This is a genomic window from Bacillus sp. 196mf (genome assembly GCF_003217275.1).
Classification (GTDB): Bacteria; Bacillota; Bacilli; order Bacillales; family Bacillaceae_G; genus Bacillus_A; species Bacillus_A thuringiensis_S.
This window is the reverse complement of sequence record NZ_QJTG01000017.1, coordinates 68830-83100: the sequence shown is the minus strand read 5'-3', so window position 1 is coordinate 83100 and position 14271 is coordinate 68830. Positions and strand designations below refer to the sequence as shown.

The following is a 14271-nucleotide window of genomic DNA, read 5'->3' as shown; positions in this document are numbered from 1 at the left end:
GAGTTCGATCAAAATGATACTAGATGCAGATATAAAAACACAACTATCCCAATACCTTCAGTTAATGGAGAACGATATTTTACTTAAAGTAAGCGCAGGAGACGATAACGTATCTAAAGATATGTTAGCTCTAGTAGACGAATTAGCTACTATGTCATCTAAGATTACAGTAGAAAAAGTTGAATTAGAGAGAACACCAAGCTTTAGCGTAAACCGCCCTGGTGAAGACACTGGTGTCGTATTCGCTGGTATTCCATTAGGACACGAATTTACATCATTAGTGTTAGCTTTACTACAAGTAAGTGGACGCGCTCCAAAAGTTGAACAAAAATTAATCGATCAAATTAAAAACATTCAAGGCGAATATCATTTTGAATCTTATATCAGCCTAAGTTGTCATAACTGTCCTGATGTTGTACAAGCTCTTAACGTAATGAGCGTTCTTAACCCTGGTATTACACATACTATGATTGATGGCGCTGCATTCAAAGAGGAAGTAGAAAGCAAAGACATTATGGCAGTACCAACTGTTTACCTAAACGGCGAATCTTTCGGAAGCGGTCGTATGACACTTGAAGAAATTTTAGCTAAAATGGGTAACGGTCCAGATGCATCAGAGCTTTCTGATAAAGATCCATACGATGTTCTTGTTGTTGGTGGCGGCCCTGCTGGTGCAAGTGCAGCAATTTACGCAGCACGTAAAGGCATCCGCACTGGTATCGTTGCTGAGCGCTTCGGTGGTCAAGTAATGGATACTATGGGCATTGAGAACTTCATCAGCGTGAAAAAGACTGAAGGTCCTAAGCTAGTAGCAAGCCTTGAAGAGCACGTAAAAGAATACGACATCGATGTAATGAATCTACAACGTGCGAAACGTTTAGAGAAAAAAGAACTTATTGAAGTGGAACTTGAAAACGGCGCTATTCTGAAAAGTAAGAGCGTAATCGTTTCTACAGGTGCTCGCTGGCGTAATGTTGGCGTACCAGGTGAAGCTGAGTTCAAAAATAAAGGTGTAGCATACTGCCCACACTGTGACGGTCCATTATTCACTGGAAAAGACGTAGCAGTTATCGGCGGAGGTAACTCTGGTATTGAAGCGGCTATCGACTTAGCAGGTATCGTTAAGCACGTAACTGTTCTTGAATTCATGCCAGAATTAAAAGCTGATGCTGTATTACAAGAGCGTCTTAACAGCTTACCAAACGTAACTGTTCTGAAAAACGTTCAAACGAAAGAAATCACTGGTACTGATAAAGTAAACGGTATTTCTTACATTGATCGTGAAACTGAAGAAGTTCATCACGTTGAATTACAAGGTGTATTCGTACAAATCGGTCTTGTGCCAAACACAGACTGGTTAGGCGAAACAGTTGAACGCGCTCGCGGTGAAATCGTAACAGACAAGCACGGCGCTACAAACGTACCAGGAGTGTTTGCTGCAGGTGACTGTACAAATAATCCGTACAAACAAATCATCATCTCTATGGGTTCAGGTGCAAACGCAGCTTTAGGTGCATTTGATTACTTAATCCGTAACTAATAAAAAAACAGGTGCCTTGGCACCTGTTTTTTTATTACCCTAATGTATAAACTAAAAACCTCTCATTCCCATTCCTCTCATAAGCACCTGACAATCTAACTTCTTTCTTCAGCTCAAACGCAGTCTGATTTTCTAAGAAGAAAATATAGTCCTCAGAGGGATAATATAAAATAATATCCACTTCTCTCTCCAATTCTTCTACCGAAAGCAAAATGTTATTTACTACATTCATAAACACTTGTACAGAAAATGGATTAAAGAAATAAAAACGGTTATCGCGTGGATCAATCTCATATTCCTGCGCTAAACAACATTGGAATTGAATTTTCCCCTTACTGTTTCGTGCCTTTCGTGCATAACGATCTCGATTATCCATTGCTTCTTTATAAAACTCTTCATTCATTTCAATTCCAACTGCTGAAGCACCACATTTATGATGCATATAAAAGTTTAATCGCCCTTTTCCGCACCCAAAGTCTACAATTCGGTCGCTACTTCGTATCTCATATTGATTCAATAACTCATCTAACCCGCTATACGGCGTCGGTTCATAGCGGTGATAATGCATAGACTTGTTAAACCCTTTTTGCTCACCGACTGTTTTTATATGTAAAACTGCATCGTAATATTGTTCGTTCATTCGTTTTCTCCTATTAAAAAATGGTACTTATTATTATACACCATGTACTGGAGGCTCATTTTTCATCAAATTAATAGGTATGTGAAATTATATTAACGATTTTCTTAATATATCTATCGTAACTTCAAATATATCAACGATTTTCTCAATATATCTATCATAACTCAAAATATATCGATTTGCCGACAATTCACGACAAAAAAACAGGAGCTCTCTAGCCCCTGTCTTCTAACACTTTCAATACAGTTTGTTTCAATATTTCTACCCCATCCATAATACAACTATGATCGAACCTCATATACGGATGGTGTAATCCAGGTTGTAGATCTGCTCCTAGTCCAAGCATGACAGCTTTTAAATGTGGTCTTTTCACTGTATAGTAATGGAAATCATCACTTCCCGTCGTATAGAGTGGTCCCGTACATCTCTCTTCCCCATACGCTTCGAGAATACCTTTACGCATAAAGCGCTCTGCTTCTTCAGAAACCTCCGCTCCCGGTGCAAGATCCATCCATTCGTATGAAGTTTTTGATCCCATCGATGCAGCTGATTCTATTACATGCTCAATCTTTTTCTTTAATTCTTCTAATAGTATATTACTCTCTGCTCTTACATCTAAACTGAAATGACCATTTCCCGGAATAATATTTAAATTATCACCACCAGCTTGGCATCTCGTCATTTTTACTGAATAAGAACTTTGCGGTGGCAGCCAAATATTTTTCAAACCGATATTAATCATGGAAATGACATCAATTGCATTCACACCTTGGTGTGGTCTTGCCCCGTGTGCATCCTCCCCATGAATCATACCCTCTAAAAATCCTGCTGCTCCATGGCGAATAGATGAGGCTGCTTGTTTCAAAGTTAGTTCTTCAATCGGTCTTAGGTGGACACCAAATAAGAAATCAGCATCATCTACAGCACCTTTCTCCACCATCTTTAAAGCACCATTCCCCTTCTCTTCTGCCGGCTGAAAAATAAATCTAACCGTACCACTTTTCCATCTCATATTTTTCAATTGTAAAATAAGTCCCATTACAATAGTCATATGAGCATCATGACCACATGAATGGTTCGCTTTAAATTCTCCATCTACTTCTTGCCAAAGTGCATCCATATCAGCACGAATCGCAATAACTGGATTCCCGCCTCCAATCTCAGCAATTACACCTGGACAATCATCAAATGTTCTATATGAAATTCCTTCTTCTTTTAAAAAGTCAGTAATATACGCTGTCGTTTCATATTCTTTCCAACTTACTTCAGGGTTTTCGTGTAAATGCTGAAAAATCTCCGTTAAGCGCTCTTGTAGTTCTAATGTTTTCAACGTTCCAGTCTCCTTCCCACATTACAAACGATTCGGGTTAATTATACTTATGAAAAACAGATGTTTTTATGAACATATTGAATTTTAAGAAAAAAGTCAATTATTTATTTTTAAATACTTAAAAAGCTTACTACTCACCTATATTACAAACTAAACAAACAACTAGAACATTCCTTATTTTCTGTTTTTTATGTTGACGCTTACATAAACTTTTAGTTATCATAACCTAATAAACGTCTATTTTACGACAATTCTAAAAATACAAACAAACATACGTAACAAGGAGGAACTTTATGAAAAAAGAAATACCTTTTGGAATAGCGATTATCCCTATTATCATTACCGTTGCAGTTATGATGATTACAATTGTTGTATTAAAACAAACCCCTCACGTTCCACTTATTATCGGTACAACCGTTGCTTCTATTGTCGCTTGGCGTTACGGTTACAAATGGAATGATCTTGAAGAAGCAATGTATAAAGGGATTCGTCTTGCATTACCTGCTATCGTCATTATTATTCTTGTTGGCTTAACAATTGGTGCTTGGATTGGCGGTGGAATCGTCGCAACGATGATTTATTACGGTTTAAAACTTTTAACTCCATCACTATTTTTAGTTTCCATTACCGTCATTTGTTCTATCGTTGCATTAGCAATTGGTAGCTCTTGGTCTACAATGGGAACAATTGGCGTTGCTGGAATGGGAATTGGCCTAAGTATGGGAATCCCAGCTCCAATGGTTGCTGGTGCCATTATTTCAGGCTCTTATTTTGGCGATAAAATGTCACCGCTTTCAGATACAACTAACTTAGCCGCAGGATTAACAAATACAGATTTATTCGCACACATTCGTCATATGTTATTTACTACAGTTCCAGGTTTAATTATTACTCTTATCGTCTACGCAGTCTTAGGAAGAAGCTTCGGCGCTAACAATATTGATGCGAAAAGCATCGATCAAACGTTACAAGTATTGCAACAAAACTTTGTTATCTCGCCTTTCCTACTCATTATACCCGTAGTCGTTATGGTATTGGTCGCTAAAAAAGTCCCTGCTATACCAGCGATTCTCGTCGGTATTATTTTAGGATTCTTATCACAAGTCTTTATTCAAGGTGGTTCTGTCTCAGCATCTGTCGGTGCACTCCAAGCTGGATTTGTTATAGACACTGGAAACAAGCTAGTAGACGAACTATTTAACCGCGGTGGCTTAGATTCGATGATGAATACAGTCTCTATGACAATTGTCGCTATGACTTTCGGAGGAGTATTAGAACATACAGGTATTCTTCGCTCAATTGTAAATCAAATTTTAAAGTTAGCGAAATCAGCAAAAGGGCTTATCGCTTCTACTATCGCATCTTGTTTTGCAACAAACCTTACTTGCTCTGAACAATATATTTCAATTGTTGTCCCTTCAAGAATGTACGCAAATGCATACACGGAAAAAGGACTACATTCAAAAAACTTATCCAGAGCATTAGAAGATGGTGGAACATTAACTTCTGTCTTCGTTCCTTGGAATACGTGCGGTGTATTTATTCTCGCAACACTTGGCGTAGGTGCATTTGAATATGCTCCTTATGCTATTTTGAATTTCATCGTACCTATTATCTCAATCATTTATGGTATAACAGGCTTCACAATTGTAAAACTATCAGACATTGAAAAAGCAGAACTACTAAAGAAACAAAAAGCTCAACTAGAAGCTTAAAAATAGCGGTAAATTCAGTTCATATAGTGCGCGAGGTCGCCCTTGTTGATAGGGCATTTCCTCGCCGCAAATATGAGCATACCCGTAATCAACTAATTTCTTTAACAACCTTTCTGTCGATCTTCGAGTCACTTGTAAGTACTCAGAAAGGTCAGCTGCTGTAAACTTCAATGACGGATGCGATTGACTAAATTGAATGATTTTTGACAAGTTCGCCGGACTAAGCTTCGTTTCCTTCGCTATTTTCATTAGTTCCGGATTATCATTTTTCAAACTTTGTACTCTCTGTTCTTTCGGGAACGGCCCAAACAAATCTTTATCACTTGTTAGTATATAAAAACAACGATCTATTGGATTATTCTTTGCAAAACTTTGAGCAATTTTTGCATTTTGCTCCGCCTCTTTCACGGTTTTTCCATAACCAAATCCAATAGCTATCGTTCCTTCTACGCTTGCAAACAAGTTATTTATCGCATTTGTTTTAATAATCGATTCGATATCACCACGAGTTGTATACAAAATGCATGTCATTTCATCCACTTGTTTAAATGAACCACGTAGTTCTTTTGAAATGACATCTAGTTTTTCAAGCAAACTCGTTCGTAATTCTAGGAAAGAAATAATACAAGCACCAACAGTAGCTGAATAGCTTTTTGCTAACTCAGCTTTTATTTTTGCATCTTTTAGCCCATGTATAATGGACTGCGTTGGATCAATCATACGCTCTGAAGGAACACCTATTTTTTGAAGCTCATCGTAAACAGCGTGAATACTAGTTAAAGCTAAATGAGCCTCTCCAGATTGATATTTAGCTACATGAAAATCGATAACTCTATTTATCTCATCTTTACTCCACAGCATATTTTCATAATCCAACACTTGCGGACTTTCTTTTATACCGATATCATGGAACACATTTGTAATAAACGAGCGGTCTACTAAATCGATGGAAATGTTATGTGGTTGAATACTTTGATGATACATGATAGAAAGAATTGAAGATGCGACAGTTGTCTCGTCTTGCTGTAAGTATGTACTTGGAATTCGTAATTGTTCTCTTATTTCTTTTGCCATATAATAAGGTAAAGCACCTGAGAAAAAGATGACATCACAAGGCTTTAGACACTTTAATAGTTCAGAAGATTCCGCCGGATGAAGGTAAATATATGGATCAATTTCTATTCCCTCTAATTTTTGAGCAATAGGAAAAAGGTTCTCCATAAACTCCTTTGAACCAACAACTGCAATTTTTATCATCATTTTCTCTAACTCCTTATCATTAATTAACGACTATTTAACGTCAACTATATCAAATGTATAAAACTATTGTAAACAGGAAGGGGTTTCTATTCAATGAAAATTACAGCTATTCATCTTTACGCAATTCGTTTACCGCTTCGCAATCCGTTTGTTATTAGTTATGGCTCTTATTCTGATATGCCCTCTATTATCGTCAAAATGGAAACAGATGAAGGTATTATCGGTTACGGTGAAGGCGTTGCTGATGATCACGTCACAGGTGAATCATGGGAAAGTACTTTCCATACTTTAAAACATACGCTAACCCCAACTCTAATCGCACAAAATCCAATGAATATCGAAAAAATACACGACATGATGGACAATAAAATTTACGGTGTTCCAACAGCGAAGGCCGCAATTGATATTGCTTGTTTTGATATAATGGGCAAAAAACTAAATCAACCTGTATATCAATTAATTGGCGGGCGCTATCATGAAGAATTCCCTGTCACTCACGTTTTAAGTATTGCCGATCCTGAAGATATGGCTGAAGAAGCTGCTTCTATGATTCAAAAAGGTTTCCAATCTTTCAAAATGAAAGTTGGTACGAATGTAAAAGAAGATGTGAAACGTATTGAAGCTGTACGAGAACGTGTAGGAAATGACATTGCTATTCGCGTTGATGTAAACCAAGGCTGGAAAAATAGCGCAAACACATTAACAGCACTGCGTTCATTAGGACATTTAAACATTGACTGGATTGAACAACCTGTTATCGCGGACGATATTGATGCCATGGCTCATATTCGTTCTAAAACAGACCTCCCGCTTATGATTGATGAAGGATTAAAAAGTTCTCGTGAAATGCGCCAAATTATTAAATTAGAAGCTGCTGATAAAGTAAATATAAAACTAATGAAATGCGGCGGCATATATCCAGCTGTAAAGCTCGCTCATCAAGCAGAAATGGCAGGCATTGAATGCCAAGTGGGATCAATGGTCGAATCATCTGTTGCCTCTTCCGCAGGATTCCATGTCGCTTTCTCAAAGAAAATCATTACGAGCGTAGAGCTAACAGGACCATTAAAATTTACGAAAGACATTGGAAACTTACATTACGATGTACCATTCATTCGCTTAAACGAAAAGCCTGGACTCGGCATTGAAATAAACGAAGATACACTACAAGAACTAACCGTCTTTCAAGACGTTGTACGCTAAAGGAGGACTATCATATGACGGTTCTATACGAAGGAACATTAAAACAAAATAACGAATCATTTCACGTTACATTACTATCACTAGAGCATATCGAGCAAATCTTATCACTACAAAACATTGTAGTTGAAGCACTAGAAGATAAAAGTCGTTTACAACCACTCTCACAAGAAGAATTTCAATACATTCTAGAAGGAAACGGCATGATGATCGGTGCTTTTATCGAAAACGAACTCATCGCATTTCGCGCTCTACTCGTCCCTCCTATCGATGATGAACATTTAGGGCTCGATATTGGTTTGCCAGAAAGTGAACTACACCGCGTCATCTATCAAGAAATCTCAAACGTTCACCCGAACTGTCGAGGAAATGGGATGCAAAAAATATTAGCAAACGTCATCATGGACGAATTACAAAAAGAAGATAGCAAATATGATTATGTATGCTGCACCGTTGCTCCTTTTAACATTCCGAGCTTGAAGGATAAGTTTGCGCAAGGGATGGAGATTGCTGCGCTGAAGGAGAAGTATGGTGGTAGTCTGCGGTATGTTTTTGTGAAGGAATTGCGCGGAGATAGAGAAAGTGATTGGACGGATGTTAAGCATATTCTGATGAGTGATGCTGGGAGACAACAGGCATTGCTTTCGGAGGGGTATCGTGGGTATGAGATGGCGAAAGTGGATGGGGATTTTGTTATGATGTTTGGACGCTAATCTATATACTCGAAAAGAGGAGATGTCTGCTGTGACATCTCCTTTTACTTTCTCTTCATTGAACAATTCATTGGTAAATGAAATTATACGAACGATTTTTCGAATATATCTATCATAATTCAAAATATAACAAGGGTGTTTTTCGTCACTTAATAAATTTAACTTAAAATGAAAGTGAATTGAAATAAAGGTGAGCATGAAATCTTGCATATGAAATAGGAATTTATAGGAGATTGCGATTTATAAACAAAAAAATTCATTTGGAAGAAAAAAGATACCGTATTATTGATTAGGGTATTGGGGTCTGTGACTGGGCCGCTGTTATAGAACATAAAATAGAACACAGAGACTTAATACCTCTGTGTTCTTTAAGTTTCTGCTGATTAATTATAGGAAAATTAGGCTTTTATTTAAAGAAAAACATTTTAGCTATGACTTTATATGGGATTGAAAAATACTCTTTATTCTGTTTGTTTTTAACCTGTATATTCTTGATCAGGTATTGATTTAGTTTCTTTATTTAATACGTTTCTCAACCTATATATCTGACGATAAAAAATTATACTAATTAAACCCATTGTAAGAAATATAATTGACATACCAATAGATGGTATAAATGCACCTATTGTTACTGCAATTGAACCTAAAATACTTGCCCCCTTATTTGTCATTCCATTTATAGCCATGTAAGAACCCCTATTTTCTGTGGGGATAATTTCAGCCAACAAAGATTGCTTCGTCGGAATATAGATTAATTCTCCAACTACTACTACTAACATTAAAAAAATCAATAGGATGGGCATATTAATAAAACTAATCATGGAAAAACCAATTGAATAAAAGATAATCCCCACTGTTAGATTACTCTTATCTTTAAATTTTTTAGAAAGCTTATTAATTAAAACAGCCAGAACTAGCACGCAAATAGTGTTTGTAAAGTTTAATATTCCATACATCTTGTATCCATCTACCATAAAATGCATATCTTTGAAATGAAATAATTCTTGGTTCTGCATCTCTTTAACCAATCTTACCCCAGTATAGTTCATTGCTTGTATTTGTACAGCTAATTCTAAAAGGCTTGCCATTAAAAAAATCGTAAAGAGTTTATCCTTAATGACTACTTTATAATTAGTATTTATCTCAGAAAACAGATTAATGGGTTTGTCCAAAGATCTTTTAAGAGGAGTGTACATATCCCGAATAAAAAATAGTAACAAAAATAATGAAGCTAATGAAATGATTGATAAGCTCAAAATCAACTGGAATTTATAATCCTGAAATAAAAAGCCTCCTACAATCCCACCTATTAATAAAGATGCATTCCATAATATATAATCGATGGTATAAATTAATTTCCTGTCATCATTTGAACTCGAATCAATCAACATTGCATCCCCCGCAGGTCGAGAGAACCCAGAACAAGCACTGGTAATAATATTCATAAAAAAGACTATAACTGGAGAGTTTACTATTTCTGTGCAAGCAATAGCCATAATAAATAACGCTATAAATCGACAAACCTCTGCATATATCATTATCTTTCTTCGACCTAATTTATCTGCAAGATATCCACCATAAAGACCAGAGACGAAGCTTATTACAATGTTACTAACAAAAAGTATGCCAGTAATAGCTTCTCCAAATGCTTCTGAGAAATATATAATCATAAAAGGAAAAATCATATTGCCTGCGAGACTACTAGCAAATTGTTCTATCAGTCTCAACTTAACATTCCTATTCAGCTGTTTTATACTATTAATGTTCATTCTTATCCCCCATTATTTAGGCCAACTTATCTAAGCTGACCTAAATAAAACAAATTATATTTTATCAATATTTTTTTGGATTATCTTGCTAATTTCTTGAACATAAGGATTAGTTAACATTACGCCGTGTGTCGAATTAATCTGATGTATATTTAAGTCGCCATCTATATGGTCATCCCAACCGAGAGTAGAGTCTATGTCTTCCTTAATAGCTCTAAAAAAATGTATATCTCCTTTATACAAATTAAGTGGTTTGGGATAAGTAGCAAGAGCCCTATTTAACTTCAGATAAACAGTTAAAATTCTCTTCATCTCTTCAAAATCAACATCAAGCGCTAAATAATTCTGTTTTTTCCCCAACTCTAATATATAAGCAATTCTTTCATTTGGAGACATATTTTCGAACAGCTTCAATTGTTCTACAGAAAGGTTATATCTTTCAATATAATCAAGAAGTAGTTCAAAATCACTAATACCTGTTTTATAAGGGGGTAGATAAGTATCAAGTAAAGCTAAAAATCCAATTTTTTCTCCAATTTCTTGCAACTGCAAACCTATTTCAAAAGCAATATTCCCCCCTAGGCTATGACCTAACAATATATAGGGTCCCTCTGGTTGAACTTTTTTAATTTCCTTAATATAATAAAAAGCTATATCTATTAAATTGTCATAGTCCCCATATGGATTTGAGATACTTAACCCATAAATTGGATGTTCATTTCCAAGTTGTTGGATTAACTCTAAATATCGGAACCAATATCCACCAATTTGATGGAATACAAAAATAGGAGTTTTACTACCTTTAGACTGAATACAGGTTAAAGGCGATCCTGTTTCTAAATTTATTTTGCCATTTATAATTGAAGATAGGTCTTCAATGGTTGCATTGCTATAGAAAGAGGGCAACGGTATATCTACTTTGTATTTTTTTCTGATTTTTGCTAATAATTGTACTAAAAGTAAGGAATGTCCTCCAATATCAAAGAAGTTATCCATTAATCTAATGTTATTTATACCTAAAACTTCTTTCCACATCTGTTGGATCTCATACTCCAAGATAGTTCTTGGAAGTGATTCCGTTAGAATCTCAAATTTATTTTTCCCACTACTGTTACTTGCACTTATAGTATTCGTATTCTGAAGATGTTTCCTGTCTATCTTCCCATTAGGAGTTTGAGGAATACTTTCAATCTCAACTATTACTGATGGTACCATGAAGTTAGGAAGACTTTGCTTAAGACATTCCTTAATATGCAACATATTTGATCTATTATAATTTTCGCAAGGTACTATAAAGGCAACAAGTCTACCATTTTGAATGATTACAGCTGAATCTTGTACAAATTGACTCTTTTGTAAAGCTTCCTCAATCTCTCCTAGTTCAATTCTATAACCACGTAATTTCACTTGATCATCTGTTCTACCTATTATTTCCACATCCCCGTCATCATTCCATCTAGCTAAATCTCCAGTTTTATATATTTTTTCAACTGTGTTAAAGGGGTTTTGGATAAATTTTTGACTTGTTAAATCTGAATTTTGAAGATAACCTTTGCTGACACCTCTTCCACCGATAAATAATTCCCCTACTACCCCCCTAGGTTGAAGATGTAAATGCTTGTTTAGTATGTAAAAGGATGTATTACTAAGTGGCTTTCCAATAGGTGTGTTAGTAAATTGTGAAAGTGATTTTTTTTCTTTTTTAAATTGATAATAACTTGAATCAATTGTAGCTTCTGTTACACCATAGGAGTTAACAATCTGAATATAATTACCAAATTTCTCAATTAACCATTTGTATTCATGAGCAGGTAACTTATCGGAACCTATAATAAGTAATTTTAAGCAACCAATATCTAATTGATTTTCATACACATACTCCATAAATGGAATAATAAGCATAGGAGTTGACTCCAAAACATTAATATCGTTCTTTCTTATCAAGTTATACAATTTTGAGAAATCTATCCTAAAATCGTCTGGGCATACAAATAAGGTCCCACCGCTTACAAGAACTTTTATTAAATCCCCTGTGAATACATCAAATGATGGACTGGCTATTTGCAAAATCCTAACATCTAGTTCATTTAACCCAAACTCATTAAACCATGAATTTGCAATAGAAGATAACGAATTATGCTGGACCATAACGCCTTTAGGATCTCCTGTTGTACCGGAGGTGTAGATAACATATGCTAAATTATCTACATTAATATTAAGGTTAGGTTTTAGTATTGGTTCATTCTTAAATTCTAAATTAGTATCTAGAGAAATCTTAGTAATGTTGATATCATTAAGATCTTTTAAATAAGATTTTTTTGTGAAAATTGTTGATAAATTACTATTCTGAATCATATATTGTATTCGCTCTCTTGGATAAGAAGGATCTAAGGGAACATAGGCTCCTCCTGCTTTTAGAACTGCTATTATGGAAATAAATGTTTCAATTGATTTCCCCATGTATATGCCTATTAGCGATCCTTTCTTAATCCCTCTTCTTAATAAATAATTTGCTAGCTGATTAGACTTATTCTCTAATTCATAATAGCTAATAAACTGACTTTCATAGCAAATCGCTTTATGATTCGGTTTTTCTTTAGCAATGCGTTCTACCATATCTGTTACTAAAAAATTGTTACTATAGGTCGTTTTTTGATGATTTCCTAAATCTAATAATTCATCTTTCTCGTTATCTCTTAAAATATTAAGGTCATGCAAGGATTTATTGGAATTCAGAGTGATATCCTTAAGTAAAGTTAAGAAATGCTGGCTATACCTTAATATAGTAGAACGATTGAATATATCTTTGTTATACTCAAAATCTGCATAAAGATTGTCTGCATTCTGATAAATATTTAAAGTTAAATCAAATTTGGAAACTCCATTTGTAATTACTTCCGGTGTTGCAGTTAAATTAGGAAGTTCAATTTGTCTGGATGAATCCTCATATGAAAACATTACCTGAAATATAGGGTTATGGCTTAGGTTTCTATCTATTTTTAGCTCCTCTACAATTTTTTCGAAAGGAAAGTTTTTATTTTCAAGTGAGGAGATTATTTCCTCACGGGTTAATTTTAATAATTGCTTAAATGTAATTTCCGTAGAGAAATCCATTTTTATCACTAAAGTATTCACAAAAAAACCAATGGTTCTTTCTAATTCTTTTGAATCTCTTAAAGATACTGGTGTTCCAACAAGAATTGTCTCTTGGCTTGTATACCTATTTAGCAATAATCCAAACGCAGAAAGTAGAACAGTATATACAGTAGTATTATATTGAGTAGCTAAATCTACAATATGTTCTTTTATATGTTTGGGAATAACAAAGGAAAAATTCTCTCCATGATAAGTCTGTACAGGAGGTCTTTTATCATCCACTGGTAAATCTATTAGTAAATTTGCATCCTTCAACTTACATCTCCAATACTCTTTTTCTTGTTTAAAATCCCTATCATGGAAACTATTCTGCTGAGTAACAGCATAGTTTCCATACGCAAAGGCTGCTTTAGTTAGGCATTCTGGATTTCCTGTTAGAAAAGATGTGTAAATACTCTCTAAATCTTCGAAAAATATTTTTAAAGATCCACCATCTGAAATAATATGATGAAAATTCAAAATTAATATGTGTTTGTTTTCAGTGAGTTTTAATAGTAAAAATTGAAATAACGGTCCTTTTCTTAAGTCAAATATATGATTAGCAACTTGTTCCCTATATGAGTTAATACTATGTTCTTGGTTTTCCCGATTTAAATTAGTCAAATCAAATACAGGGATATCTACCGTTAAATTTGGAGAAACTTGTTGATAAGGATTTCCATCAATTTCAATAAAGTGAGTTCTAAGTGACTCATGATTGCTTACTATTTGCTGAATACTCTGTCTTAATAAAGGGATACTTAATTGCCCATCAAACATTATGGAGTAAGGAATATTATAATTTTTTTTATTTTCCTCTAGTTCGTTAAAATACCAAAGTCTTTTTTGTTGGTAAGTTAAGGGATAAACCTTTCTGTTTATCCCTTTTTTATGCATAAGATCATTTAATAACTTTCTTTTTTCAATTGATGATAGATTTTCTAATATATCTAACTTGTTCATATGAGC

Annotated in this window: 9 protein-coding genes; 4 read left to right on the top strand and 5 right to left on the bottom strand. The window is 34.8% G+C overall.

Features of this window, described 5'->3' with window-relative positions; all coding sequences use genetic code 11:
* The first annotated feature begins 13 nt into the window (after positions 1-13).
* Complete coding sequence (gene ahpF, locus ATL10_RS21080; protein ID WP_110497456.1) at positions 14-1540, top strand: alkyl hydroperoxide reductase subunit F; 1527 nt, start codon at positions 14-16, stop codon at positions 1538-1540.
* 34 nt (positions 1541-1574) lie between these two features.
* Here the strand turns inward: ahpF and ATL10_RS21075 are convergent, their stop codons facing one another.
* Positions 1575-2180 carry an SAM-dependent methyltransferase gene (locus ATL10_RS21075; RefSeq protein ID WP_016513314.1) on the bottom strand — a complete coding sequence of 202 codons (606 nt, stop codon included), beginning with the start codon at positions 2178-2180 and terminating at the stop codon, positions 1575-1577.
* A 214-nt stretch (positions 2181-2394) separates the two neighbouring features.
* Positions 2395-3510 carry a M20 peptidase aminoacylase family protein gene (locus ATL10_RS21070; protein ID WP_090978186.1) on the bottom strand — a complete coding sequence of 372 codons (1116 nt, stop codon included), beginning with the start codon at positions 3508-3510 and terminating at the stop codon, positions 2395-2397.
* Positions 3511-3803: 293 nt separating this feature from the next.
* Between ATL10_RS21070 and nhaC the strand changes: the two genes are divergently transcribed.
* Entirely contained in the window at positions 3804-5225 is a 1422-nt protein-coding gene (gene nhaC / locus ATL10_RS21065; protein WP_000711502.1) for a Na+/H+ antiporter NhaC, read from the top strand.
* Here the strand turns inward: nhaC and ATL10_RS21060 are convergent.
* Positions 5214-6485, bottom strand: coding sequence for a transcriptional regulator (locus ATL10_RS21060; protein ID WP_110497454.1), 1272 nt, complete (start codon positions 6483-6485; stop codon positions 5214-5216). The two genes, nhaC and ATL10_RS21060, sit on opposite strands and share 12 nt — an antisense overlap.
* 93 nt (positions 6486-6578) lie before the next feature.
* On the opposite strand from ATL10_RS21060, the gene ATL10_RS21055 reads away from it, so the two are divergent.
* Together ATL10_RS21055 and ATL10_RS21050 are read left to right on the top strand one after the other, a co-directional pair.
* Positions 6579-7688: a mandelate racemase/muconate lactonizing enzyme family protein gene (locus tag ATL10_RS21055; protein ID WP_110497452.1), complete on the top strand. Its 1110-nt coding sequence runs from the start codon at positions 6579-6581 to the stop codon at positions 7686-7688.
* Positions 7689-7702: 14 nt separating this feature from the next.
* Positions 7703-8398, top strand: coding sequence for a GNAT family N-acetyltransferase (locus ATL10_RS21050; protein ID WP_110497450.1), 696 nt, complete (start codon positions 7703-7705; stop codon positions 8396-8398).
* A 476-nt stretch (positions 8399-8874) separates the two neighbouring features.
* On the opposite strand, the gene ATL10_RS21045 is transcribed toward ATL10_RS21050, so the two are convergent.
* Both ATL10_RS21045 and ATL10_RS21040 read right to left on the bottom strand, forming a co-directional pair.
* Positions 8875-10167 (bottom strand): MFS transporter, encoded by a 1293-nt coding sequence (locus ATL10_RS21045; protein WP_110497448.1) that lies wholly within the window; start codon positions 10165-10167, stop codon positions 8875-8877.
* Positions 10168-10221: 54 nt separating this feature from the next.
* Positions 10222-14265, bottom strand: coding sequence for a non-ribosomal peptide synthetase (locus ATL10_RS21040; protein ID WP_110497446.1), 4044 nt, complete (start codon positions 14263-14265; stop codon positions 10222-10224).
* Between the last annotated feature and the right edge of the window lie 6 nt (positions 14266-14271).

What these genes read in the sequence shown, in the direction of transcription:
- ahpF (WP_110497456.1), top strand. Translation starts at nt 14, where the DNA reads ATGATACTAGATGCAGATATAAAAACACAACTATCCCAATACCTTCAG.
- ATL10_RS21075 (WP_016513314.1), bottom strand. Translation starts at nt 2,180, where the DNA reads ATGAACGAACAATATTACGATGCAGTTTTACATATAAAAACAGTCGGT.
- nhaC (WP_000711502.1), top strand. Translation starts at nt 3,804, where the DNA reads ATGAAAAAAGAAATACCTTTTGGAATAGCGATTATCCCTATTATCATT.
- ATL10_RS21060 (WP_110497454.1), bottom strand. Translation starts at nt 6,485, where the DNA reads ATGATGATAAAAATTGCAGTTGTTGGTTCAAAGGAGTTTATGGAGAAC.
- ATL10_RS21055 (WP_110497452.1), top strand. Translation starts at nt 6,579, where the DNA reads ATGAAAATTACAGCTATTCATCTTTACGCAATTCGTTTACCGCTTCGC.
- ATL10_RS21050 (WP_110497450.1), top strand. Translation starts at nt 7,703, where the DNA reads ATGACGGTTCTATACGAAGGAACATTAAAACAAAATAACGAATCATTT.
- ATL10_RS21045 (WP_110497448.1), bottom strand. Translation starts at nt 10,167, where the DNA reads ATGAACATTAATAGTATAAAACAGCTGAATAGGAATGTTAAGTTGAGA.
- ATL10_RS21040 (WP_110497446.1), bottom strand. Translation starts at nt 14,265, where the DNA reads ATGAACAAGTTAGATATATTAGAAAATCTATCATCAATTGAAAAAAGA.